Annotated in this window: 19 protein-coding genes; 2 read left to right on the forward strand and 17 right to left on the reverse strand. The window is 55.5% G+C overall.

The features are described 5' to 3' along the window. Positions 1–36 precede the first annotated feature (36 nt). The 17 genes from addA to AB4Y96_RS16650 all read right to left on the reverse strand — a co-directional run bounded on the left by addA (position 37) and on the right by AB4Y96_RS16650 (position 23,510). A complete protein-coding gene (addA, locus tag AB4Y96_RS16570) occupies positions 37–3,540 on the reverse strand; it encodes a double-strand break repair helicase AddA (protein ID WP_441918526.1) in 3,504 nt (1,167 codons plus the stop codon). Next, a complete protein-coding gene (addB, locus tag AB4Y96_RS16575) occupies positions 3,537–6,680 on the reverse strand; it encodes a double-strand break repair protein AddB (protein WP_441918527.1) in 3,144 nt (1,047 codons plus the stop codon). Before addB ends, addA begins: the two co-directional genes overlap by 4 nt. Beyond that, entirely contained in the window at positions 6,673–7,404 is a 732-nt protein-coding gene (locus tag AB4Y96_RS16580) for a nucleotidyltransferase family protein (RefSeq protein ID WP_441918528.1), read from the reverse strand. The genes addB and AB4Y96_RS16580 overlap by 8 nt, the downstream gene beginning before the upstream one ends. Further along, the gene (tsaE, locus tag AB4Y96_RS16585) at positions 7,405–8,916 is read right to left on the reverse strand and encodes a tRNA (adenosine(37)-N6)-threonylcarbamoyltransferase complex ATPase subunit type 1 TsaE (RefSeq protein WP_441918529.1); all 1,512 of its coding nucleotides are present in this window, start codon (positions 8,914–8,916) and stop codon (positions 7,405–7,407) included. It abuts the gene before it with no gap. A gap of 7 nt (positions 8,917–8,923) precedes the next feature. Beyond that, positions 8,924–11,455 carry an ATP-binding protein gene (locus AB4Y96_RS16590; RefSeq protein ID WP_441918530.1) on the reverse strand — a complete coding sequence of 844 codons (2,532 nt, stop codon included), beginning with the start codon at positions 11,453–11,455 and terminating at the stop codon, positions 8,924–8,926. A 207-nt stretch (positions 11,456–11,662) separates the two neighbouring features. Continuing rightward, the gene (ahcY, locus tag AB4Y96_RS16595) at positions 11,663–13,063 is read right to left on the reverse strand and encodes an adenosylhomocysteinase (protein ID WP_441918531.1); all 1,401 of its coding nucleotides are present in this window, start codon (positions 13,061–13,063) and stop codon (positions 11,663–11,665) included. Positions 13,064–13,205: 142 nt separating this feature from the next. Further along, positions 13,206–14,003 carry a glutamate racemase gene (locus tag AB4Y96_RS16600; protein WP_441918532.1) on the reverse strand — a complete coding sequence of 266 codons (798 nt, stop codon included), beginning with the start codon at positions 14,001–14,003 and terminating at the stop codon, positions 13,206–13,208. A gap of 1 nt (position 14,004) precedes the next feature. Continuing rightward, entirely contained in the window at positions 14,005–14,319 is a 315-nt protein-coding gene (locus AB4Y96_RS16605; RefSeq protein ID WP_091879320.1) for an HPr family phosphocarrier protein, read from the reverse strand. 13 nt (positions 14,320–14,332) lie between these two features. After that, positions 14,333–14,734, reverse strand: a complete 402-nt coding sequence (locus AB4Y96_RS16610; RefSeq protein ID WP_091879322.1) for a PTS sugar transporter subunit IIA — start codon at positions 14,732–14,734, stop codon at positions 14,333–14,335. A 184-nt stretch (positions 14,735–14,918) separates the two neighbouring features. Further along, entirely contained in the window at positions 14,919–15,377 is a 459-nt protein-coding gene (locus AB4Y96_RS16615; protein ID WP_441918533.1) for an HPr kinase/phosphorylase, read from the reverse strand. Continuing rightward, positions 15,377–17,164: a sensor histidine kinase gene (locus AB4Y96_RS16620; protein WP_091879325.1), complete on the reverse strand. Its 1,788-nt coding sequence runs from the start codon at positions 17,162–17,164 to the stop codon at positions 15,377–15,379. The genes AB4Y96_RS16615 and AB4Y96_RS16620 overlap by 1 nt, the downstream gene beginning before the upstream one ends. 146 nt (positions 17,165–17,310) lie before the next feature. Beyond that, on the reverse strand, positions 17,311–18,030 hold the full coding sequence (locus AB4Y96_RS16625) for a response regulator transcription factor (RefSeq protein ID WP_162700334.1): 720 nt from the start codon (positions 18,028–18,030) through the stop codon (positions 17,311–17,313). 179 nt (positions 18,031–18,209) lie between these two features. Then, positions 18,210–18,935: a ribonuclease activity regulator RraA gene (locus tag AB4Y96_RS16630; RefSeq protein ID WP_441918534.1), complete on the reverse strand. Its 726-nt coding sequence runs from the start codon at positions 18,933–18,935 to the stop codon at positions 18,210–18,212. A gap of 15 nt (positions 18,936–18,950) precedes the next feature. Continuing rightward, positions 18,951–20,687, reverse strand: a complete 1,737-nt coding sequence (gene araD, locus AB4Y96_RS16635) for an L-arabinonate dehydratase (RefSeq protein WP_441918535.1) — start codon at positions 20,685–20,687, stop codon at positions 18,951–18,953. A 46-nt stretch (positions 20,688–20,733) separates the two neighbouring features. Beyond that, positions 20,734–21,603 carry an ABC transporter permease gene (locus AB4Y96_RS16640; RefSeq protein ID WP_091879331.1) on the reverse strand — a complete coding sequence of 290 codons (870 nt, stop codon included), beginning with the start codon at positions 21,601–21,603 and terminating at the stop codon, positions 20,734–20,736. Positions 21,604–21,607: 4 nt separating this feature from the next. Continuing rightward, positions 21,608–22,420: an ABC transporter ATP-binding protein gene (locus AB4Y96_RS16645; RefSeq protein ID WP_091880193.1), complete on the reverse strand. Its 813-nt coding sequence runs from the start codon at positions 22,418–22,420 to the stop codon at positions 21,608–21,610. Between the two features lie 88 nt (positions 22,421–22,508). After that, positions 22,509–23,510, reverse strand: a complete 1,002-nt coding sequence (locus AB4Y96_RS16650) for an ABC transporter substrate-binding protein (RefSeq protein WP_441918536.1) — start codon at positions 23,508–23,510, stop codon at positions 22,509–22,511. Between the two features lie 140 nt (positions 23,511–23,650). On the opposite strand from AB4Y96_RS16650, the gene AB4Y96_RS16655 reads away from it, so the two are divergent. Together AB4Y96_RS16655 and AB4Y96_RS16660 are read left to right on the forward strand one after the other, a co-directional pair. Next, positions 23,651–24,343: a GntR family transcriptional regulator gene (locus tag AB4Y96_RS16655; RefSeq protein WP_441918537.1), complete on the forward strand. Its 693-nt coding sequence runs from the start codon at positions 23,651–23,653 to the stop codon at positions 24,341–24,343. A gap of 199 nt (positions 24,344–24,542) precedes the next feature. Beyond that, positions 24,543–26,156 carry a phosphoenolpyruvate carboxykinase gene (locus AB4Y96_RS16660; protein ID WP_441918538.1) on the forward strand — a complete coding sequence of 538 codons (1,614 nt, stop codon included), beginning with the start codon at positions 24,543–24,545 and terminating at the stop codon, positions 26,154–26,156. The last annotated feature ends 69 nt before the right edge of the window (positions 26,157–26,225 follow it).

A 26,225-nucleotide genomic window follows, 5' to 3' on the forward strand; every position in this document is an offset into this window, starting at 1 on the left:
TGGTGAGTCTACCCACCCGCGTCAAGCTCGCTCATCTCACGATGCGGTGAGACGGACAAGTGCGGCCTGCATCTCATTCACTGGTATATCGATGATATGGGGACCTTCGGTGAACAGCAAGGCCGCTTCCACACTCTTTCCGGGATAAAGCGGCTCCAGTAACTGCCGGTAGAGTGCAAGCTGGGCCACATAGGCGTCAGGCACGTCCGCAAATGTGCGCGGAGCGGGGCGATTGGTCTTGTAGTCGACAATCAGCACTCGGCTTTCGCTCACGGCGAGCCGGTCGATAACACCTGAAACCGCATGATCCTTGCCGCGCAAATGCAAGGTTCCCATAATGGCGATTTCTGCCAGAGAACCGGGCGCGAATACGGGCGCAAACCGTGGATCATTCATAACGCCGAACGCCGATTGCAGGGCGTTGTCGATTTCTTCCGGCTTCCAGTCGAAAGCAGCGCGGGAGAGATAGCGTTCGGCGGCAACCAGCCTTTGATCAACTGGCAGATTGGGCAAGGTTTGCAACAGCGCGTGAATGACCGTACCCCGCCGGATCGCGAATGACGGGTCAGTGCCACCAGAGCCAAGAACTGGCGAACCAGTGACCAGCGGCTCCTCCTCCTCGGGCTCGATCAGAAGTGAAACGCCTGAGGGGGCGAGGGGACGTGGCAACCCCGCTTCGCGCGCCATGGGCGACCGGTATGAACTTGGGAAAGGTAGAACAGGTCTTAAAGGGAGGGGCTCCGGTTCCTCCACCGGAACGCTTGAGCGCGCTGTCTTACGATAGCGTCTGGCAACGATATCCCCCACCGGATGTTCAAATGGTTCGCTCAGTTCTGACAACGCCGCATCGACAAGGCCGTGCCAGGTATCTGGAGATTGTCTGGCACCGCGATAACCGCAGACGATGAGGCGATCTTCCGCGCGGGTCATCCCGACATAGAGAAGACGGCGATATTCCTCTTCCGACCGGATCTTGAGGCTTTCCACGATAGATCCAGTAAAGGCTGTTGCATAGGATTTCGATGGCACGAAGAGGAAACCCTTACCCTCCCATCCCTCTTCTTCCTTCATCGGGAAAGACAGAAGGTTGGGTGTTCGCCCGCCTGACGAGGCGGAACTACCGGAATCAACCAGAAACACCACCGCAGCTTCAAGACCTTTCGCCGCGTGAACGGTCATGATGCGCACTTCATCCCGGCTCTGATCAAGCTCACGCTTGATCTCCGGGGTTGCCGCATCGAGCGTTTCCAGAAATGCCTGAAGTCCGGGCAGGCCGGTTTTCTCGGTCGCAATTGCATAGTTCTGGAATTCATCGATAACGTCGCCAGCCTCGTGGCCAAGCCGCGCGAGAAGGTCGCGGCGCGCCCCGCCATTGCCAAGAATGTCGGCATAGAACTCGAACACCGGCACCGTATCGGCGCGGTTCCGCCATTCCTGCAAGCGTTTGGCAACGGCGGCCAATGCTGGATCGCTCTTCGCCCGGATCGTCAGACGCTGATGTAGTGTTTCATTCTCCGCGCGCCCATAGGCCAGATCGAAAAGCTGATCATCATCCCATTTGAAAACAGGGCTTTTGAGAAGCGCGGCCAGAGACAGATCGTCCGATGGCAGCAGCATAAACCGCCCGAGCGCCATCAAATCCTTGACGGCAATATGGTCTGTCAGCTTCAACCGGTCAGCACCGGCAACCGGTACCTGACGCTTCTTCAGCTCGCGCGACAGGGCTGGCATGAACTGGTCGCGCTTGCGCACCAGAACCATGATGTCCCGTGCCTGCAAACGCCGGTTCTTGCCTTCAATGATTTCGCCATTCTTCAGCCAGAGATCAATCGTCCTGGCAATCTGTTCGGCAAGGCGAACGGGCGGTGCGGGAAGACTATCGACAGGCGTTCGCCAATCTTCCTCCTGCTGCGTGGTCTCAGGCGTGAGCATGTCCCATATCTGTACTTCGCCGGGATCATTGGAGCGGATCGCCGTATGAACAGTCGCACCATGATCAACGCCAAAGCCGCGATTGGCTTCGGGCCGTTTGAAAACCTCATCAACCGCAGAAAGCACATCTGGAACGGAACGGAATGAGAAATTGAGATTGACCTTGGAGAAACTCAATTTGGCATTATCGGCATTTTTCTCGGTTGTCTTGCCGTGGCGGGCAAAATCCTCCGGGATAGCGCCCTGAAAGGAATAGATGGACTGCTTTTCGTCACCGACAGCAAACAGTGTACGGCGGATGTTGCGCGCGGTATTGCCGGAAAAGAACTCTTCGCTCAAAAGGCGAATGACCCGCCACTGATTGGGGCTCGTATCCTGCGCCTCATCGACCAGAATATGATCAATGCCCTTGTCGAGCTTGTACTGCACCCACGGCCCGGCATCCTGCCGCGCCAGCAATGTCACCGTGCGTACAATCAGATCATCAAAATCGAGAAGACCACGCGCCCTCTTCATGTGCTGATAACGGCCGATCAAGTCGTCAATCAGGACAAGTGCCGACAGGGTGAGCCGTATCTGCCGCAATTGCTTGAGGCGGTCGAGACCGTTGAAAACTCTGTCCGCAGCCCGATCATACCGCTCCACAAAATCAGGAATGCGATCCGTGACGCCCTTCGATCCGACATAACTGCCGCTCTTGGGATCTCCCGTAGCCTTCAGAAAAGCCGATCGCAGAACCTCTTCGCGTTGATCGACCTGCTCATTTACTTTGGCAAAACGCAGTAAAAGGGCAAATTCCTGCGCACGCGAGGCGCCTTTCGGCACCGCCATAATGTCTTCAAGCACCCCTTGCGGAAATTCTGGAACGGGCCACAGCGTTGAAAGGATATCCGTTTCGGTCTCATCGCCGCTAAAACCAAACTGGGCGAAAAACAGCGGCCGTCGCAGTGCATCATGGCCGACTTCGCGAATAAACTGGGTGAGGTCATAACGCTTATTGACCGCTTCATCGAGCAGTTCCTGCAGACCGAATTCTCCGGCCGCATCCAGAACATCTGCAAAGGCGGTTGCGAGTTCGATATTGCCGTCAAGTCGCGCTGTTTGCAGCAACTGGCGTCTGGCTTCACCGACCAGCGCCATCTGCATCATGTCATCCATCAGTTCGAAGTGACCGGCGATGTTCGCTTCCAGTGGAAACTGATGCAGAATGGCTTCGCAAAAGGCGTGAATGGTCTGAATTTTCAATCCGCCCGGCGTTTCCAGTGCGCGGGCAAACAGACGCCGGGCCTGTGCGAGGCGAGCCGGGCTTGGGCGCTTGTCATCGATCTTCGCAATCGTCTGTTCAAGCGCCTCTTCGTCCATCGTCGCCCAGTCTGACAATCGGGCAAAAACGCGATTCTGCATGACGGCAGCTGCGGCCTTGGTGTAGGTCAGGCACAATATTTTGGATGGATCGGCACCATCGAGCAGAAGGCGGATGACGCGCTCCGTAAGGACGTGGGTTTTGCCGGAGCCTGCATTGGCTGACACCCAGACGGAATCCACAGGATTGGCGGCGCGGTTCTGGTCGGTAATCGTTTCATGCGGGATATTAAGCGGCTTTTTCATTCGCCGCCCTCCCCGCTGTCATCGGCTCCGCCTGCCGACCATTCCAGCACGCGCGCGAGATGGTCATAATCCCCGGTCAGATCGCTTTCCTTGAACGGCAATGCGCGCGACAGATAGCCCTTATGCGGGTCTTGGTAGGCAAGAAGCAATTCATTCAGCCGCAGCCAGGAAAGTTCACCCAGTTCAGGCGCTGTTTTCTCGCTCTTGTTTGCCGCCGTTCCAACTTTGAGGATCGATTCCGGATCAACCCTGCCATTTGGACGCAAGCGGACATAGAGCAGATCCGAAGCTTGACGCTTGCCGACCTCATGAAAGGCACCGCGCGCAAGAAGCGCTGCTTCCAACGCCAGTTGCGGGGAGAGCAACACATGGGCCTGTTTACGTGATGGCGTGGAGCCTGTCTTGTAGTCGATGATTTCAACAGTTCCATCGCTCATCAGATCAACACGGTCAGCGCGGCCTGATAGCGTGACACCAGTTGCTTCGACTGGAATTTTCTTTGATGCAATTTCCGGGTGGCGTACGGCAAGCAGCGGCGCGCGTTCCCGTTCCCACTGCAGAAACTCCGGCACAAGGCTGAGGAACCGCGGCCACCACACCGCATCGATTTCTTCCGGAAGGGCTATGTCATCGAAATAGCGGCGCCCGATCTGCGAGAGGCGCGCCGCCGCATCGGCCTGAGCAGGATTGATGCCCTGCTCGGTGAAGTGGGCCAGGATATTGTGAAACAGTGAGCCGCGCTCTGCCGCGTCAGGGTCGCGGATCAGTGGCTCAATGGGACGCAGACGCAGGATTCGCCGGGCAAAGATCGCATAGGGATCGCGCCGCAACGTCTCGATTTCGGTGACGGAAAAATGCCTGGGTCTCGCTTCCAGCGGGGGCTTTGGCTCCGGGCGTTTAACAAAATCCTCATCCGGCGCATCATCAATCGCGCGCGCCCAATGCAGATATTGCGCACCGCGCGCACGCAGCTCATCGCTGGCTTTCTTCCCCAATACCGTTTCAAGCCGTTGCAACCAGCGCGAAGCAACGGTTGGCGCATTGGCTGAGCGCTGTGCCCGGCTAAGGATCACCCGCTCCATGCCAAGCGCCATCTGGAAGTCATGTGCCGCAAGGCCCGTACGCCGCTCCGGCGGCTCCAGATTGATGATGGATTTCATCGGCCGGGACATGAAAGGATCATTGCGGGTCTTGCCCGGCCACGAACCCTCATTCAATCCGCCAATAATAACCGTATCAACCGTCTGCAGACGCGCTTCCAGCGCACCCCAGATGAACAGGCGGGGATGCGCACCCGCCTTTGGCTTGACCACTTCACCCGCCATCAGCGCTTCGATCATTGACGGCCATTCAACCGGCAGGAAATCGAGGCCGGAATCGGCAGAAACGAGATTGCGCAGGAAAGCAGCGAATTGTTCACCCGCAGCACCGGAATAAAGCCCGCCGATATCACCCTTGTCATCGCGAACGAGATTTTCAAGACTGGCAATGGTCGCCTTGATGATATCGGTTATGCCGACCGGCTCACCAATCTGCGTGAAGGCGCCAAGCTCATTCATGCATTTCCCGAGCGCCGCACAGACAATGCGGGTAGCTTCAATCCGTTGCACGGAGATCTGGCGTAACCAGACAGGTTCAAACGGAGAATCGCTGCCTTCGGCAAGACGCCGTTCAAAGAATTCGGCGAGTCCGGCCAAGGTGGCGCGTCCGGTACCGCCGCGCAGGGCGATCAATTCAATTGTTTCGGCGGCCTGACGCACGGCGTTACGGTCCATGCCAAGCCGGGTGAGCGGATGCTTGAGCAGGGCGAGCAACACAACAGGATCGCCGGGATTGAAGACCGTTTCCAAGGTCAGCCGCAAAAGCGTTGCAGGCTGCGTCTCACGCAGGGCATGGCCGCCAGAATCATCGGCGGCGATGTTGAAGCGCGCAAGCTCGCTGGCAACGCGCCGGGCGAGATCACGATCGGCAGTGATCAGCGCCGCTGTCTTGTCTGGTTTCTCAATAGCATCGCGCAGGGCAATGGCAACGGCGAGCGCTTCCTCGCGCTCATTGGCAGCTTCAATCAGGGCAACCGGCGCGACCGCGGCAGAGAATTGACTGCTTTCCCTGTTAATGGCGCTCCACGCTTCGCTTGTCTCGGCGGGGCGCATTGCTTCGGCGAGCAGGTGCTCGCGCGCACGCTTCTGTGGCGCAACTGCGCCAAGACGAACCACATCCTGACGAAGAACACCAAGTTCACCCAGAAGTTTCTTCAGACCGAATTGCGGATGTCCGAATATGGAAGGGTTGTCTTCTGTATTCGCCAATACCTGCCAGCTTGCCTCATCCATATCGCGATCAAGTCCCGGCAGGACCACGGCACCCAGCGGCAAAGCTGCAATTGCCGCCAGTAGATGCGCCGTTGCGGGAATCGAACCGGTAGAACCGGCCGCTATAACCGGGCCATCCGGAGGGCTACGCACAAGCCGCTCCGCTTCCAGCTCAATCAGGCGGTTGCGATGAGCAGCCGGATTGGAGCGGTGCCGTTCGTTGAGAATTTCCGGCCACAGGCTGGTAACGATATTCAGAAAATCCAGCGTGACCTGCCACCAGTTCGGCAGCTCCTCCGAGACGATATTGGATAGCGTGCTCCAACCGCTGGCTTCAGTCTCCACCTGATCCATGAGTCCAGCCAGATCGCGCGCCAGCCAGATCGCATCCGCTGTTGTCGCGGGGATGGCAATATCCTCATTGCCGAACAAGGCACGGACATGCTCCGGCAAGCGTTCGCGCCACGGGCGAACAAGCCGTGCAAGCAGCAAGAGCCGTTCGGCGGAACCAACCGGTGGAAGCAGATCGAAAAATGCATCCGATCCCATATCAAACATGGCCGCATCTTCATCCACATCGCCGAGCGGACGAATGACCGGCAGAATGGCGGACTTTACCGGGCTCTTTTCAACGAGCAATGACCGCAGCGTGCGTGCGGCGCGGCGGGTAGGCACATAGATGGTGGCCCGGGCCAGAGCCAGCGGATCAGCAGGGTTGACGGGAAAGCCTGAAATAAGGTTGCCAGAAAGGATCGCATCAACCAGAGCGGGAAGAAACGGTTCTCCGGGCGCTATTGAAAAAATGCGGGGGTTGTCGCGGTCAACCATGGCTCTCCTGCCCGAGACCAGCAATCGCGGCTTCCGCCTCGCCGATCGCCTCGGGCGTGCCGACAGTCAGCCAATGACCCTGCATGGGCATCCCGTAGAGCCGCCCGGCGCTGATGGCTTCGTCAAAATAGCGGTTGAGCGAGGAGCGAGCCGCGGTCTTTCCGGCAAACAATCGCGGGTGGGTGATCGCAGCGCCGGCATAGATATAGGGTGAGGCATCATCGGTGCGGAACCGCTGCAATGTTCCATCAGGAGCCACGGTGAAATCCCCGTGCCCTTCGTAGCCGGTTGCCTGATCCATTCGCGCGATCATCAGAAGGATATCCATCTTCGAAGCATCCCACGCTTCGGCAAGCCGAACAAGGTTAGGGCGAGATCCTTCGATCCAGAATGTATCGGCATTGAGGATATAGAACGCCTCCGAACCAATCAGCGATAGAGCGTTGATGATCCCTCCTGCAGAATCAAGCAATTCGGCTCGCTCGTCCGACACAGTAATGGCTGGTGTTCGCCGCAATTTGAGATGCGATTCCACCTGATCGGCCAAATAATGGACATTGACAACCGTTCGCCCAACCCCTGCTGCGGCAAGTGAATCCAATCCCCAGTCGATCAATGATTTGCCGGCTACCTTTACCAATGGCTTTGGTATTGTATCCGTGATGGGGCGCATACGCTTGCCCAGCCCCGCAGCCAAAATCATTGCCGTACCGGGTATCGCCATTTACTGCAGCTCCAGGGAAAGAATGCCCATCTTCTCGCACCATTCACGTACAGGTTTCAGCGACGGATGAACAAGGGCGCTGGCAAGATAGGTTTGAATGCGCGGAAGATGTTTCAGATAATAGGGTTTTCCGTCGCGTTCATCCAGCCGCACAAAAATTCCAAGGATTTTGGCATTGCGCTGCGCTGCCATAATTGAAAATGCTTGCAGAAAGGCCGCTTCGTTAAATGCTGTGTCGCGCGACCGCCGTTCTTCGATATACGCGTCAAGCAGATGTTTCTGGAGGGCGGGGTCAATTGTGACACGCGCATCAAGTACCAGTGATGCAACATCATAGGCCGATGGTCCGATCATAGCGTCCTGAAAGTCGATAAGCCCAACGCGGTCCATACCTGTTGCCTCACTGCGCCAAAGGATATTGGGCGAGTGAAAATCCCGCTGCACGAGGCTCTTCTCAGAATTAATAAGCTGACTAAATACCATATCCCAGGCGCCCACATATTCGTCTTTCTGTTCAGGCGTCAGCGACTTACCAGACATGCGCCTGACATACCAGTCAGACAAAAGTTCAACCTCAATCATCATGGCATCGCGGTCAAAATCGTGCACATGATGGGAGTGATCCTTGGCGACTTCAATGTCCCGCGCCCACGAACGCTCATGCATCCGCGCAAGCAGCCGCACTGAGGCTTCGTAGCGTTCGACAATCGGCGCTCCGTCAGCATCAAGGATGCCTTCACTTCCAAGGTTTTCCAGCAGCAGGAAACCATTATCAAGATCATCAGACATGATTTGCGGAACGTAGAAACCATTCGACCGCAGAAGTTGGTTGATAGCGACGAAAGCCGTAACAGACTGGGAAAGGTGAGCAATCTGCATATAGGTTTTGCCGTCACGCAGGACAGGCCCGCCGGGATTATAAGGTGAGTTCATCAGGATAAGCGGACGCACGCAGCCGGTATCAACCGTTTCATAGCCGCGTGCAGAAGCATCACCGAGCAGGTAGCGGCGATCAGCTGTGGCATATCCCGCCCGACCGAGAAAAGTCCGGATTGAAAGGGATCGTTGTAATCTTGCAAGCGAGGCAGCCTCGCCTTCAATTTCCGCCTTGCGGCCATCGCCATCATTGAGAAGATTGATACGGATGGTCGGCTTTGCCAGAGCATCATCAGCCCGTTCAGGCCATTCCACCAGCACCGCGCCATCTTCGAGCGCTTCATCAAGTCCAAGCTCGTCTATCTCTTCGCCGGAGGAGAGCCGGTATAGATCCACATGACTGATCGGCAGACGCAGTTCAGGATAGGATTGCACGATGGTAAAGGTAGGGCTTGGAACTTCGTAGGCACCATCATCGGCGATGGTGCGGATGAGCCCACGAGCAAGTGTGGACTTTCCTGCGCCGAGATCGCCGGAAAGGGTAACAAGGTCGCCCTTGACCAGCGCCAGTGCCAAGTCCTGGCCAAGCCGTTCCGTATCTTCTGCCGTTGCAAGCTGGATAATCAAAGACGTCATGGGCGCCTTATTCGGCAGCAATGCTGAAAGTGCGCGCTTCCAGCGGGAAGCGGCAAGTGACCAGCGTTCCCCTGCCAGCGGCACTGCTGATGTCCACCTTGCCGCCATGCAACTCCACAAAACCCTTGACGATAGACAGACCAAGACCGGCGCCGCGCTTGCGCCCGCCATTGGGATAGGGCTGGAAGCGCTTGAAGATGCTGTCGAGAACATAGTCAGGCATGCCGGGACCATTGTCCTGAACACTGAAAATCATCTCGCCCGGCTCGCGCCTGCAGGTCAGAGTAATCGTGCTGCCTTCCGGCGCATAATTGACGGCATTGCTCAGGAGATTGGAAAGTACCTGCTTGACCCGGCTGGCATCGGCGCGGAAAGAACCGGCGCCTGAGGCAATGTGTGTGTCGAGCAGGATATTGTGCTCCTTCAATCGCTCAGCCACTTTTTCAGAGGCTGTCGCGACGGCATCGGCAACGGAAACGTCACTGATATCAAGCTCCATAATTCCGGCGTCAACGGTAGCAAGGTCGAGAATATCGTTGACGATGGTCAACAGGACCGAAGAGGACGTGCCGATATGATCAAGATAATCGCGCTGGCGCTCGTTGAGCGGTCCGGTCATCGGCGTCTGCAACAGTTCGGTGAAGCCCATGATGTTGGTAAGCGGCGAGCGCAGCTCGTAGGACACATGCTGAACGAAATCATTCTTCAATTCGTCCGTGCGCTCCAGTGCTTCATTCTTCTCTTTCAGAGCCCGTTCGACCTGTACGGAATCCGTCACATTGACAAATGTCAGCATGGTTTGGCCGCTCGGCAAAGGCGCGGAAGCGAAGTAGAGAATCTTGCCGGTTGTCAGCTCAATATGGCCTGACAGGGATTCCCGCTTGTCATCGAAGCCCGTGACAGTGGTTACGAAATTCTCCCACTGCCCTGCATTTGAGACCGGTTCGCACAGGCGGCGAATAGCCGAAATATGCATGCCCTCGGCGATCTGCTCGGCTTTTAGCGACCAGAGCGAGGCGAAGGCTGGGTTGGACAGCCTGATCTTGCCGTCAGAACCAAACACGGCCACACCTTCAGCCAGATGGTCCAATGTCTGGCCCTGTACCTTGATGAGCGTATTGTACCGGCTTTCCAGTTGAAGCTTTTCAGTCAGGTTCTCGAAGACCCAGGTCACGCCGCCCTTTGGCTGCGGATTAACAATGACGCGCAAGGTGCGGCCATCGGTCAAATGCCATAAATGCTCCTGCGATTCGACCGAATGATAGGCCGAAAGCATGGATTCCTTCCATCGGCGCCAATCCGGCTGCTCAGGCAAGGTGCCATCGCTGCGGAAACGGTCCAGCAGCATGGCATTGTCAGGCTGGCTTTCGAGCAATGCGGTTTCCAACCCCCACAGCTTGGCAAAAGCCTGATTGAAGAATTGCAGCTTCCTGTTCGCGTCGAACATCGCAACAGCGGAATTCAACTGATCCAGCGTGTCCGAATGATTAAGGACCGTGCGTTTGAATTCCTCACGCACCAGTTCAATATCGCTCACATCATTGGCAAGACCGGCGGAGCCCGCACTGCTGGCCACATCCGTGACCCGGAACACATGGCGATCGCCGCCCACAACCGTGGAAAGCTCGTCTCGGAACGCTTGGGCCGTAGCTTTCTCACGCTCGATGCGTTCGCGCGCCTGAACGCCGAAAAGTTCGCGGGCTTCCGCCACGGCAATATTCACATCATTGCCGTCAACGGCCTTGGCATAGGCCATATTAACCCAATTAAGCTTGCCGCTCCTGTCGCGGCTCCACGCGGGCATTTCCAGCTGTTCCAGCAAGCCGCGCAAGGTCGTCAGCGCTTCATTGAGCTGATAGTTTTCCGTTTTGAGCAAGGCCTGCGTCGCGCGCGCTTCGCCGAGACTGATAAAGCGAACAATGGCATAGCTGCCGGAGGTACGACCCTGAATTTCCAGCGGCGTGCCCTTTGATGTTTCAACGACAATGTCGAAGGGACGAGCCTTGCCACGCAAAGCCTCGATGGAGCGATCAAGCAAGGTCGCGGAATCGATCCGCAACCAGCGCCCATAGGCAAGAAACAGGGAGCGGTCTTCCGGAATGCCTATTTCCTGCGGCAGACTGCCGACGAGATTGGGCGTCGTGGAATTGCCTTCCCAGACAACGACCCGTTGATCTTTGAGATTGAGCAGAGCTTCGCTGCGCTGAACGGCAACATTGAGATCGGCGACTTTATCGCGCAACTGCCGGTTTTCACTGGCGATACGGCTGCGCTCGCGGATCAGCCAGCCGGCTGACAAGAGGGCCGCGCCCATTGCGCCCAAAAACATGGCAAACTGGATGACTTCAAAAGTGCCGAATGCCACGCCGAACGGGGTGTTGATCTTGCCAAGCGGGTCATTGGCATGGGCAGCGATGCATGTCGCACCAAGGAATGAAAGGGTCGAGCCGGCTCCTGCCAGCGCAGTCCGCAGTTTCTTCAGCACCCGCCTTCCGCGTGCTGCATCTTTTCCGCGAACATCCCCATCAACAATTTTCATAACAGCCGTCGTCGCCCCATCCTGAGAGATATCTCATGTTCCAACCCATCTGATTGATCCAACCATTTGGCCCATCTGGAAGAAAGCTATCCCGAATCACTACAATAAACCCTTGGCGAATCGACGGGAAGAACTCAGCGCAAAAAAGAAAGCCGAAGAATTTGTCAATCCTTCGGCTTCCATATATTGTGGGTATTGGTTAACGGATTAATACCTGTAGTGGTCCGACTTGAAAGGACCAGTCGGCGTTACGCCGATATAGGCAGCCTGCTCGTCCGAAAGGGTCGTCAATTTTACACCGAGCTTGTCGAGATGCAGGCGCGCGACCTTTTCATCAAGGTGCTTTGGCAGAACATAGACCTCATTCTTGTACTGTTCACCACGGCTGTAGAGCTCGATCTGAGCCAGAACCTGATTGGTGAACGAAGCTGACATGACGAAGCTTGGATGACCTGTGGCGTTGCCCAGATTGAGCAGACGACCTTCGGAAAGAAGCAGCATACGCTTGCCATCAGGGAAGGAAATCATGTCGACCTGTGGCTTGATGTTGTTCCACTTGAGGTTGCGCAGTGCCGAGACCTGAATCTCGTTGTCGAAGTGACCGATGTTACCAACGATCACCATATCCTTCATCTTGCGCATGTCATCGAGCTTGATGACATCCTTGTTGCCTGTGGTGGTGATGATGATGTCTGCGGTCGGCGCAGCATCTTCAAGTGTAACCACTTCAAAACCGTCCATGGCCGCCTGCAGGGCGCAGATCGGATCAACTTCTGTGACCTTGACGCGAGCACCAGCACCGAGCAGCGACTGTGCCGAGCCCTTGCCGACGTCGCCATAGCCGCAAACCACGGCAACCTTGCCAGCCATCATGACGTCAGTGGCGCGGCGGATGCCGTCAACCAGTGATTCCTTGCAGCCATACTTGTTGTCGAACTTCGACTTGGTCACGCTGTCATTGACGTTGATCGCCGGGAAAGGCAGGAGGCCCTTCTTCTGCAGCTGGTACAGACGGTTTACACCGGTCGTTGTTTCTTCCGTCACGCCCTTGATGGCATCACGCTGCTTGGTGAAGAAACCTGGGGTTTCCTTCATGCGCTTCTTGATCTGGGCAAAGAGAATTTCTTCTTCTTCGCTTTCAGGCTTGGACAGAACGTCTTCACCAGCTTCAGCGCGTGCGCCGATCAGGATGTACATGGTGGCATCGCCGCCATCATCGAGAATCATGTTGGAAGGCTGACCATCTGGCCACTGGAAAATCCTGTCGGTATAGGTCCAGTATTCTTCCAGCGACTCGCCCTTGACGGCGAAAACCGGCGTGCCAGTTGCGGCGATTGCGGCAGCGGCGTGGTCCTGTGTCGAGAAGATGTTGCACGATGCCCAGCGCACGGTAGCGCCAAGAGCCTGCAATGTTTCGATCAGAACTGCCGTCTGGATCGTCATATGAAGCGAACCGGTGATGCGTGCGCCCTTGAGTGGCTTGGACGTGCCAAACTCTTCGCGGCTTGCCATCAGGCCCGGCATTTCGGTTTCGGCGATTTCAATTTCCTTGCGGCCCCATGCGGCCAGCTCAAGGTCCTTGACAATAAAATCCTGGTTATCGGCCATCTGTTGTCAGCTCCGTCTTTGTTTTTCGGGTCCAGCCGCCATTCCGAGGCGACCGGAGGTGGCTGTTGACTATCAGATTAGGGTGGATCGCACAATGGGATATAAAGAAATCCTTATGCGTGCATATCCGAAGGCATTGGTTCTATTGAAAAGGCGTCGGGACGATACGGATTGGAATATCAATCTGCAGCTTTGCCAGCATCGCCCGGAATGCATCCGCAGGGTATTCCGGGCTTTCTGTCACCAGCGCATTCGTCATGCCGGAACCTGACGTTCCCGCACCAATCGTTTGGACAATCGCATCAGCCGGATCAAGAAACCGGCATGACGGGCGGCCATTCTCAAAATAGGAACGCAGCCATGGCAAATGCGTGCTCGACAGGGTGAGCACATCGATATCCGGATGATCCAGAAAAACGTCGCCCAGAAAATCATCGGCCTTTCGCTGCGTCCCAACGGGATCGAAGAGAAAGTCGCCGTTTTCAACAAGATCAACCATGAGAGAAGCATTGATCAACGCGACGGCATCTGGATCACTCGTATGCTTGCCAACAAATTGTCTTAGCTGCGGGCTCTCGACCATGGATTGAACACCCATGATACCGACCTTGCCGGTTTGGCTTTGCGACAAAGCGTCCGCCAGAGGCGGCAAAACAACAAAAAGCGGCACCTCCACCATGGATTTCAACTCATCCATAACTGTGATGGACGGCACGTTGGACGCAACAATAATGGCTGACGGCTCATGCTGCGAGAGGAATCGCATCGTCCGGCCCATGACCGTCAGAAGCTCGTCACGGGATTTCCGTCCATAGGGGAAACTCGCACGATCAGCAAAATAGAGAATATCCTGCTTTGGCAGCCTACGCCGGATCAGATCAACGATCGAATAGCTGCCAATGCCCGCATCAAACACCGCAATCGGACGGACAAGCGACAAATCAGGCTTCTTCGCCAAATTTGTCGGCGATGAGCGCGCCAAGCGCCATCATGACGTCGCTGGCCTGACGGCCTGATGCGCTGACCTTGATGCAGCACCCCGGTGAAGCGGCAAGCATCATCAATCCCATGATGGAGGTCCCACCCACGGTCATGCCGTCCTTCTCGACGCGCACATGGGCATCGTAGCCATCGACCAGCTGGACAAATTTGGCAGAAGCACGCGCATGCAGCCCGCGCCGGTTGACGATCTCAAAAGATGACACCAGCGCATTATCAGGATCGAATGTCCCGGTGGTTTCTCCTGTCAGGCGCATGCTTGTTCAACCTCTATTTCGCTGTCAGCACCTGACTGGCCACATTGATGTATTTACGTCCGGCATCCTGACCTTCGCGCAGCGACGCAGCCATATCATTGGTCACGCGCACGCTGGAAAGCTTGATCAGCATGGGCAGGTTAACGCCGGCTATGACCTCAATCCGCCCCGATTCCATCACTGAAATTGCCAGATTGGACGGAGTGCCGCCAAACATATCTGTCAAAATAATGACGCCATTGCCGCTGTCAGCACGCGCCACGGCGTCGACAATGTCGCGCCTGCGTTGCTCCATATCATCATCGGCACCGATTGAGACGGTTTCCAAATACTCTTGCTGGCCGACAACATGCTCAACAGCATGATGAAATTCTTCGGCCAGTCTTCCGTGCGTCACAAGCACGAGTCCGATCATTCTGAAACTGCTCCTGTCGCGCCAGCCCATTGGGATCAGGCTTTTTTCTGCGCATTGAATGCCCCACTTGGCAGGTGTCGCATTTTGGCAGGACGAATTGCGAAGGCAAGCGGAAAAATGACTTGAGGGTAAGTGTCAGTCATTTTATCGCAGGCTAATAACGCAACCAATTGATCTCAATACATTATTTTTTCCAGACAGGCCGAAAAAGCCTGGCTTCAACCGCACGGCAGGCAGCATTTATCGCCCATTTTGACAGAATAAGATGTGCGATTGCGACGCCGTGAAGACAAGTTATAGCATCTTCGCCAAAACGAACCGATTGGTTCGGTTCGACCAGATCGACCACAAGGTGAATGACAGCGCTTTCTTCAAAATCTGCAGCGTGTAAACCGGACCCGCGTACTTCCAGACCGCCATGCAGGGCACGCGGCGTTGTACAAAGCAGGCGACCTGACTCCGCGCGAATTCGGCACTGATCGTCACTGACAAGGATTGCGAACATGCCTCTATAGGCAGCCCGATCCATAAGCGCCTGAACGAGCGATGATTTTCCCGATCCGGAATTTCCGCAAACGAGCACGCCGCGATCACCGACGAGCACGGCGCTGGCATGAATCAGCTCACCACCTTCGCTTTGCATCAGATCTCGGCCGGTAGAATCGCGGTGAAGCGGGCACCGAGATAATTTTCAGAATCATTTGGATCGATAATGTTTTCCGCATTCAGCGTGCCGCCGTGAGCCTCGATGATCTGGCGGCTGATGGAAAGACCAAGGCCGGAATTCTGGCCAAAAGCTTCGCCCGACGGCCGATCCGTATAGAATCGCTCAAAAATACGATCAATCTGCTCGACACGAATGCCCGGGCCATTGTCTTCGACCAGAATGCGGACACGATCACCCATATGTTGCAGTGAAACGGTGATGGCGCCATGTTCTTCCGGCACGAAAGATCGCGCGTTTTCAATCAGATTGGAGACGACCTGACCAAGGCGCAGATCATGGCCAACAACAAAAAAGCCCTTTTTGTTTGGTGGCAGCTTGCCCACCACAAAGTCGATCTGCGTGTCTTTCTTGTTGCGGCGCACTTCGCGCGCGGCAGTCACTAGATTGCCAAGCAGGAACTTAAGATCTACATGCTCCGAATCTTCGCGCGCCAGTTCCGCGTCGAGACGCGAGGCATCGGAAATATCCGTGATAAGACGATCCAGTCGGCGCACATCGTGCTGGATGACATCAAGCAGTCGCTTGCGTGAATCATCATTCTTGGCCAGCGGCAAAGTCTCCACCGCACTTCGAAGCGACGTCAGCGGGTTCTTCAGTTCGTGGCTGACATCAGCGGCAAAACTCTCGATTGATTCGATACGGGCATAGAGCGCATTGGTCATGTCGCGGATAGAGGTGGACAGATGTCCGATCTCGTCCTGACGTTCGGAGAAATCAGGAATTTCTTCGCGGTTTTTGACGCCGTGGCGGACGCGATCCGCTGCGGCGGCAAGACGGCGCAAGGGATTGGCAATCGTTGACGCCAGAAACAGCGAAAGAATGGCCATAACCAGCGCGGCAACGGTAAACACACGAATAATCGCATAGCGTTCGCCCTGAACGATCTTATCGATATCGCCGCCTTCGGTGGAAAGCAGCAGAACGCCAAGCACAGCGCGGAAGCGCTGAATTGGCACGGCAACCGAGACGATCTGCTCGCCCTTTTCCGTCATGCGAACAATGGTGGCGGGTTGTCCGGTCAATGCCTTGACGATTTCAGGGAAGGACGCACCGTTACCACCGGGTTGCTCCTGATAGATCGGCAGATCGCTCCGGCGAAGCAGCCGGGTCATACGATTGGTAAGCCGCTCCAGAAAAGTGGGCTGATCCCCCTCAATGGGCGGCAGTTCGTAACGCAGCACCTGACCGCGCGAATAAAGATGGCGTGAATCCAGCAGGAGGTTGGAATCGCGATCGTAAATACGCGCGCGGGTTCGGGTTGGCTGGATAAGTTGCCGCAACACAGGGGCAACCCTTTCCGGATTGATCGGGAAATCAAGATTATCCAGCACATCCGGCGATGGCGTTATGCTCTGCCCGGCCTGAAGCTCCAGCAGCTTCTCCGGATCAACCGAGATGGAGTTTGTATCGACAGTGGCTTCCGAGGCTATGGCTGCCGCGATGATCTCACCCTGCGTCATCAGGCTTTCGACACGCGCATCAATCAGCCCGTCGCGGAACTGATTGAGATACATGATGCCGGACAAGAGCACTGCCAGACCCGCAAGATTGAGAAACAGAATGCGGCGGGTCAGGCTTGAAAACAGATAATTGCCAAACAACCGATTGAGTGGTTGCAGGAATCGCCTCACGGCAAGCGAACGCTTCCGGCGCATGACGGCGCTCTTGCGCGTAACATTGCTGCCTTGGAGTCCGGCTACCATTTCTGCCTCAGAACATCGTAAATGGGCTGTCTCATCGCACTCAAAACGCGCCGAGACAATCTTATTCTACAGGGGATCACGCATGCGTGAAATTCCCATGCGAGATCTTTAGCCCATTTATACGCAAACAACAGGTATAATCAGGATCACGTTTCCCTGAAACGATACCCGACGCCGTACAATGTCTCGATCATATCGAAATCATCATCGACGACCTTGAACTTCTTGCGCAGGCGCTTGATGTGACTGTCAATCGTCCGATCATCCACATAGACCTGCTCATCATAGGCTGCATCCATCAAGGCATCGCGGCTTTTGACAACGCCCGGGCGCTGGGCCAGCGAGTGCAGAATGAGGAATTCGGTCACAGTCAATGTCACAGGTTCACCCATCCAGGTGCAGGTGTGGCGTTCCTGATCCATGACAAGCTGACCACGTTCCAGTGATTTGGCCTGCGGGCTGCCGGGCTTGGCGGCGCCTTCACGCGCAGCAACACGGCGCAATACCGCCTTGACGCGTTCGACCAGAAGACGCTGCGAGAACGGCTTGGTGATGAAATCATCCGCGCCCATCTTGAGGCCGAAGAGTTCATCGATCTCGTCGTCCTTGGACGTCAGGAAGATAACAGGCAGGTCGGACTTCTGGCGCAGACGGCGCAGGAGTTCCATTCCATCCATGCGCGGCATCTTGATATCGAAAATGGCAAGATTTGGCGGACGAGCCATCAGGCCGTCGAGTGCCGAAGCGCCGTCGGTATAAGTCTCGACACGATAACCTTCCGATTCAAGCGCAATCGATACGGACGTCAGAATATTGCGATCGTCATCAACGAGCGCGATGGTCTGCATTGCGGGTACTTCCCTCATGCCCTGCTTTTCCTTGTTTAAAAGGTTAAATCCGATCGTGCTTGTGCCGGACAAATTAGGTACAAAATGTGGCACAGATCGAAAGTCATGTCATCCCGTGTCATTTTCACACGACAATTGCAGGCAATTGCTGAAGTCTTACTCATCAATTTCAGCTGGAAAAGCAGATGAAAACGGGTTTACCGCCCATTCTTTTTGCGCCAGACAGCAAATTCAGCTTTGGGTTTGTCGCTCGTTGCAGGGTAAAGCCCGATAATTGAAGCGCCACCCATCACCTGTTCAGTGACGAAATCTTCATAGGCCGTCATCTCGACTGTTTCATCGGCTATCTCGTCCGCAAGATGCTGAGGTATGACAATGACACCCTCATTATCGCCGACCAGTACATCGCCAGGAAACACCGCAACGTCGCCGCAGCCAATCGGTGCATTGATGTCATAGGCCTGATGATGTGTGAGATTGGTGGGGGCCGATGGCCGGTTGTGATAGGCATGGATAGACAGACCAGCAATTTCCGGACTGTCGCGGAAACCACCATCGGTGACAACACCGGCGACGCCGCGAACCTGCAGCCGCGAGATCAGGATGGAACCTGCCGAGGCTGCACGCGCATCTTTGCGGCTGTCCATCACAAGGACTGCACCCTTCGGACACTGCTCGACGGCAGCGCGTTGCGGATGATTGGGATTCTTGAACACATCGATGGTGTTCAGGTCTTCACGGGCCGGGATATAGCGCAGGGTGAAGGCTTGGCCGACCATATTACGGCTTTTCGCAGAAAGCGGGCGGACGTCCTGAATAAACTGGTTGCGTAGTCCACGTTTGAACAGTGCTGTGGCAATGGTCGGCGTCGCAACGCCCATCAGTTTTTCGCGCGTTTCTGGCTTTAGATCATAGTTTGTCATGTCAGATCCTTGGGGTCAGTAAATATCTGGTTCAGGGGCGGATGGTCCGAATCGTGTCTCAAGAAAGTCAAAATCCGCGCCCGTGTCAGCCTGTCCCACATGGCGGGCAAACATCCAGCCATAACCTCGGCCGGCTTTCTCGGCTGGTTTTACCCAGTTCCGGCGGCGATGTTCGAGTTCGCTATCATCAACAAGCATGTCGATCCGGCGTGCGTTCAGGTCGAGCCTGATAATATCGCCGGTTTTCAAAAGTGCGAGCGGACCGCCGACATGCGACTCGGGAGAGACGTGGAGAACACAAGCGCCATAGCTGGTGCCACTCATCCGGGCATCGGAAAGGCGAAGCATGTCGCGATGGCCCTGTTTTAACAGAGCCTTTGGCATAGGCAGCATGCCCCATTCAGGCATGCCAGGCCCACCCTGCGGTCCGGCGCCGCGCAGCACAAGAACGTGGTCCGGCGTCACATCCAGATTCTCATCATCAATCGCGGCTTTCATCTCGGGATAGCTGTCAAACACAAGGGCGGGGCCCTCATGTTGATGAAAACGCGGATCGCAGGCGGCAGGTTTTATCACTGCCCCCGTTGGCGCCAGATTGCCCTTGAGCACTGCAAGCGAGCCCTCCTGATACACAGGATTATCGAGCGAGCGGATGACATCATCATTGAAACACTCGGCTCCTTCCAATGTCTCTCCGAGCGTTCGTCCGGAGACGGTAAGCACGGAAAGATCAAGTTTGCTGGCAAGCTTTGCCATAAGTGCCCGCAGGCCTCCGGCGTAATAAAAATCCTCCATCAGATAGGTATTGCCGGTTGGCCTTATGTTGGCGAGAACAGGCGTCGAGCGACCCGCTCTGTCGAGATCGTCCATTGTCAGGTCCACCCCGGCACGGCGGGCCATGGCGACCAGATGAACAATAGCGTTGGTTGAGCAGCCGGTGGCCATAGCCACCGCAACCGCGTTATCGACAGCCGCCTTCGTCAGAATTTTGCCGGGAACAAGATCCTCCCACACCATATTCACGATACGCCGCCCGGCGGCGGATGACATGCGGATATGGTTGGAGTCTGCCGCAGGTATTGAACTCGCACCGGGCAATGTCAGCCCCATGGCCTCGGCGATTGCTGTCATGGTGCTTGCCGTCCCCATGGTCATGCAGTGTCCATAGGAGCGGGCAATCCCGGCCTCGACCTCAACCCATTCCTCAGTCGAAAGATTACCTGCACGCCGCTCGTCCCAGAATTTCCAGGCATCGGAGCCCGAGCCCAAAGCTTTACCGCGATAATTGCCACGCAGCATGGGTCCGGCGGGCAGATAGATCATCGGCAATCCGGCGCTTAATGCGCCCATGACCAGCCCCGGCGTGGTCTTGTCACAACCGCCCATCAACACAGCGCCATCGACCGGATGGGAGCGCAGCAATTCCTCGGCCTCCATGGCCAGCATGTTGCGATAAAGCATGGTCGTTGGCTTGACATAACTTTCGGACAGCGACAGCGCTGGCAATTCCAGAGGAAATCCTCCCGCCTGAAATACACCGCGCTTTACGTCTTCAACGCGATGCTTGAAGTGAGCATGGCACGGATTAGCATCGGACCAGGTGTTGAGGATAGCAATCACAGGTTTGCCAGCCCACTCTTCCGGCGCATAGCCCATCTGCATCGTTCTTGAGCGGTGCCCGGAACTGCGCAGATCATCCGGGGCGAACCAGCGCGCGCTCCTCAACATGTCCTGTGTTTTCTTGACTGTCATGACTGAACCTCGAGGCGTATGCGGCTTTGGCAGAAGGAAAATCCGTTCATTCCTTCATTCCCCATTTTTGAATCGTGTGGCGTTCAATCGTCTGAAAGACGAGGTTTTCAACGACAAGACCAATGATGATGACGGTCAGCAAACCGGCAAACACGGCCGGGATATCCAGCAGATTGCGGTTCTCGAAGATGAACCAACCAAGACCACCCTGCCCGGATGAAACGCCAAATACGAGTTCGGCGGCAATTAGCGTGCGCCAGGCAAAGGCCCATCCGATCTTCAATCCGGTTAAAATTGACGGAAAGGCCGCCGGCACCAGAATCCGCAAAACATAAGAAAGTCCCGTTAGCCCATAATTTCCACCAACCATGCGTAGTGTTCTGGAAACGCCAAGGAATCCCGCATGGGTGTTGAGCGCCACAGCCCAAAGCACCGAATGGATAAGAACGAAGACAAGACTGGAAGCACCGAGCCCAAACCAGATCAGTGCCAGCGGCAGCAGCGAGATGGCAGGCAAGGGATTGAACATCGCCGTCATGGTTTCGAGAAAGTCGGTGCCTATGCGCGTATTGATCGCGAGAATGGTCAACAGCGCGGCAAGTGCCGTGCCCGCCACATATCCAGTTATCAGCACTTGAAGCGTTGTCCAGATGCGCGCTGGCAATACGCCATCGGCAAAACGATCATACATCGTAATGAGTGTATCGCTGAGCGTCGGGAACAGCAGAGGGTTATCGAGATAAACAGCATATGCTTGCCAAATTAATGCCAGCACGATGATCAGCACCGTCTTGCGTACGGCACTGATGCCCCACACCAGTTCCAGTGTTCCGAGTTTCTGTTCGACTTCAGCCACATTGGAATGCGGCCGGTTCGTCGTGACGTCGGAAGCGAGTATGATTTGTGGATTGGCCATAGTGTTATTCCCTGTGACCCGGTTCAGAAAAGAGCAGATTGTGAATGTCGCGTTCCAGTGCAGCGGCACTACCGTCATCCGTGCGTGCCTGATCAACATCGATAACTTCGGCCTTGACGCGCCCCGGATGTGGCGAAAGCAGAAGAATCCGATTGGAAATCTTGATGGCTTCGGCAATCGAGTGGGTCACGAAGATGACGGTGAATTTCGTATCGTCCCAAAGCTGTAGAAGCTCATCCTGCATCTGGCGACGGGTGAGCGCGTCAAGGGCAGCAAAGGGTTCATCCATCAGCAGGATATCCGGTTGCATGGCCATGCCTCGGGCGATAGCCACGCGCTGTTTCATGCCGCCTGACAATGTATGGGGGTAGCTATCAGCAGCGCGTGTCAACTTCACCTTGTCGATATAATCGCGTGCCCTTTCTTCCGCTTCGGCGCGCGGTAATTTCCGTGCAACCAGCAAAGGAAACATCACATTCTCAAGCACCGTCTTCCAAGGCAGGAGCTGGTCGAACTCCTGAAAAACCATCATCCGATCAGCACCGGGCTTTTTAACAGGACGTCCATTAATGTGAATGGAACCGCTGACCGGCGTCATATAGCCGCCCACCGCCTTTAAAAGCGTAGACTTGCCACAACCGGATGGTCCCAGAAGAACGAAGCGATCGGACTGTTCGACGGAAAAACTCACATCTTCAGTCGCTGTGACCAACAGATTTGGCGTCTTGTACCGCAGCGTTACCTTGTCGACAGTGAGAAGCGATCTGCTCGCCCCTTGCCCGTGGGCATCGGCAGTTTCGGTTATTCCATGGGTCATTCGCTGAGTGGCCTGCAACATATCGGCTCCATAGATTTGAACGGGCGCAACCACGGCAGATGTGCCGGGGCGCTTGCTTGTCCGGATGTCAGTTGCCTTTGAGATCGGCGGATTCAGGCAGATAATAATCTGTCCAGGCCGCAGGCATTGTCTTGAGCGTCCCGATCTTGTGCAGGTGCGTCGCGAATTTCATCGTCCCCTGAGGATCGGTGCGAAATTCCATCATGTCTGGCTGTTCAAGGATTTTCACCAGCGCATCAAGATCGGTCTTATCACCGGATATTTGCTTATATTCACTCAAGGCTTCCCGCGGATTTTTCTTGATCAGGTCAATTGCTTCGACTGTCGCTTCCCGCAATGCCTTGACAAGCACCGGATTTGACTCAGCAAAAGCTGTTGTGGTGAAAAAGGTTGCCTGTGTCAGCGGCCCGCCAATAATGTCCTTGGAATTGGCGACGACGTGATTTCCCGCGGCAATCTCAAGATATTGAAACGGCGGAGCAGAAAAATGACTGGCGACTTCATGGTTCTTGTTTGCCAGTGCCGCCATTGCGTCCGGATGGCCGAGTTGCACGGTGTTCGGGTCAAAATGCTTGGTATCAGCTTCACCGAACATTTGCGCCGCGGCCATCTGCAACAAAATTGCCTGTGTTGAAACACCCACTGTCGGCACGGCAATCTTGTCAGTCGGCCCGATATCTTTCAACGATTTGATCCTGGGATCACGGGATACAAGGATCACGGGCTGCGCCGAGCTGGTGATTATCCCCTTTACCTTTCCGCGCGTCCTGTCCCACAGAAGCAACAGATTGCCTGTGCCGGTATTGACCACGTCGACATTGCCTGAGAGCAACGCATCGGTTTGCGCGCCGCCGCCGCTGAACGTCCGCCAATTGACGGTGACGCCCTTGAGCCCATCTTCAGCCGCGTGTTTTTCAATAAGCTTCTGGGTCTCCATGACATGACTTGCCAGATAGAGAATACCCGGCTGGCGTGTGATCGAAATCTCGGTTTTTTGCTGAGCGAGTGCCGCAGAGCTCAAACCCAATATCAAACCAAGTGCGGTAATCCCGCGAACAAGCAATCGCATTTTTTTCCTCCCGATTATTTCTTTGATTTCCGATTGGCGACGATCCTCCATCCTCGCTTATTTACATTAAAGCACTAATGCATCAGTACATCAACAAAACAATTGTGCTAATGTCGCAGGAGCAAACGAGAGAATCAGACATGAGCGACAGGGTGAACGGCGGCATTCTGGATCGGACCCGGCAAGTGGCCCATCAAATCCATGAAATATTGCGGGAGCGGATTCTCGCGGTGGAGCTTGTTCCGGGAACCATCTTGTCGCGCGCATCCCTGCAGCTGGAATTCGGAGTCAGTCAAACACCTGTCAGGGACGCACTAATGCGCCTGGAAGAGGAAGGGATTGTCGAAGTCTATCCGCAATACGCCACCGTGGTTGCACGAATTGACCTCAACCATGCACGGCAAGCGCAGTTTCTCAGACTTTCAATTGAACTGGAGGCCGTGCGACGATTGACCTTAGAATGCCCCGAACAATTGGCTGATGACCTCGATCATATTTTGACCCGCCAGCAAATGGTCGCCTCCCCGCAGACATTTGATCTGTTCGATACACTCGACAAGGAATTTCACCGCAAAATTTACGAACGAGCCAACATTCTCAATCTGTGGGCGACGGTGCGTCGCCAAAGTGTGCATCTTGATCGCCTGCGCCGCCTCAATCTCCCCATGCCCGGAAAGATGCAGACGGTATTGGCCGATCACAGAGGCATCATCGATGCGATCAGATCGAAAAACCCCGGCGCAGCGGAGAGTGCCGTTCGCAAACATCTTTCCGGAACACTGTCCATCATTGATCTCATCAGCGAGCAGTTTCCCGACTACGTCCGTCAGTGATGCGTAAGGCAAACCCGTCCTGTGGATTTTGATCATTTAAAACGATTTAGATATTTTTTAAATTCTTTAAATCGATTAAACATTTGATACTACTCATTTTTTCTGCTTTTGACGTGATGTACCCGCATTCATGCTGGAAGATGTGTGAGGCGGCGTATTCTAATATTGACCCTGAACCTTCTTAAACAACGGCGGACACATGACTAGAGAGACCGGTATCCATAACGCGTCGATCGCGCTCGGCACCTCAGGCTTGAAGGAGCTTTCGGCGGTCTATTATAATTTCGGGGCCGCTGAGCTTTACGAAGAGACTTTGCGCCGCGGCGAAGCACAGCTGACGGCACAAGGCGCACTGGTTGCCAAGACCGGCCAGCACACAGGCCGCTCGCCCAAGGACAAGTTTGTCGTGCGTGATGCATCGACGGAAGATCATGTCTGGTGGGATAACAATGCCCCGATGACTCCAGAAGCATTTGAATTGCTTTATGCAGACTTTGCCGAACATGCCAAAGGCAAGGAAGTTTTCGTTCAGGACCTCATTGGCGGTGCTGACAAGGATTACAGCCTGAACACCCGCGTGATCACGGAATTCGCTTGGCATTCCCTGTTCATTCGCAATCTTCTGATCCGTCCGGAACGCGAAGCACTCGCAAGTTTCGTGCCCAAAATGACGATCATTGATCTTCCTTCATTCCGCGCCGATCCCAAGCGGCACGGAACCCGTACTGAAACGGTTATTGCCGTTGATCTTACACGCATGATCGTTCTCATCGGCGGCTCGGCCTATGCGGGTGAAATGAAGAAGTCTGTCTTCACCGCCCTGAACTATCTCCTGCCTGCCAAGGGCGTCATGCCTATGCATTGCTCGGCCAATGAAGGTCCAGATGGTGATGCGGCAGTGTTTTTCGGTCTTTCGGGCACCGGCAAGACGACACTTTCAGCTGATCCAACCCGCACATTGATCGGCGATGACGAACATGGCTGGGGCGAACACGGCGTTTTCAACTTCGAAGGCGGCTGTTACGCCAAGACAATCCGGCTTTCGGCAGAAGCAGAACCGGAAATCTACGCAACAACACAGCGTTTCGGCACAGTTCTTGAGAATGTCGTCCTCGACGAGAACCGGGTTCCGGATTTCAATGACGGCTCCCTGACCGAGAACACCCGCTGCGCCTATCCGCTGGATTTCATTCCGAACGCATCCAAAACTGGCAAAGCGGGCCACCCGAAGAATATCATCATGTTGACGGCAGATGCGTTCGGTGTGATGCCGCCCATTGCCAAGCTGACGCCAGCGCAGGCCATGTACCACTTCCTTTCCGGATATACGGCAAAGGTCGCTGGCACTGAACGCGGTGTCACGGAACCGGAAGCGACTTTCTCGACCTGTTTCGGTGCGCCGTTCATGCCCCGGCACCCTTCGGAATATGGCAATCTCCTGCGCCAGCTCATTGCTGAACATGGTGTGGATTGCTGGCTGGTCAATACTGGCTGGACAGGCGGTGCCTATGGAACAGGCAAGCGCATGCCCATCAAGGCGACACGCGCTCTTCTGAGTGCTGCTCTTGACGGTTCGCTGAAGGATGCAGAGTTCCGCACTGACCCGAACTTCGGTTTTGCCGTACCGGTTGCTGTACCCGGCGTGGACACATCGATTCTCGACCCGCGCTCAACCTGGGCTGACAAACAGGCTTACGATGCCCAGGCCAAGAAGCTGGTTGGCATGTTCGTCACCAATTTCGGCAAGTTCGAAAGTCACGTCGATAGCGATATCCGCGCTGCGGCTCCGCACACGCCGGTTGCTGCCGAGTAATCCGGGTTCTACTTCCCAAACTGAAGCCCCGCTGTTCACCAGCGGGGCTTTTTTGTGCTTTCCGCCCGG

It is taken from the genome of Phyllobacterium sp. TAF24 (assembly GCF_052113785.1).
In the GTDB taxonomy this organism is placed as follows: Bacteria; Pseudomonadota; Alphaproteobacteria; order Rhizobiales; family Rhizobiaceae; genus Phyllobacterium.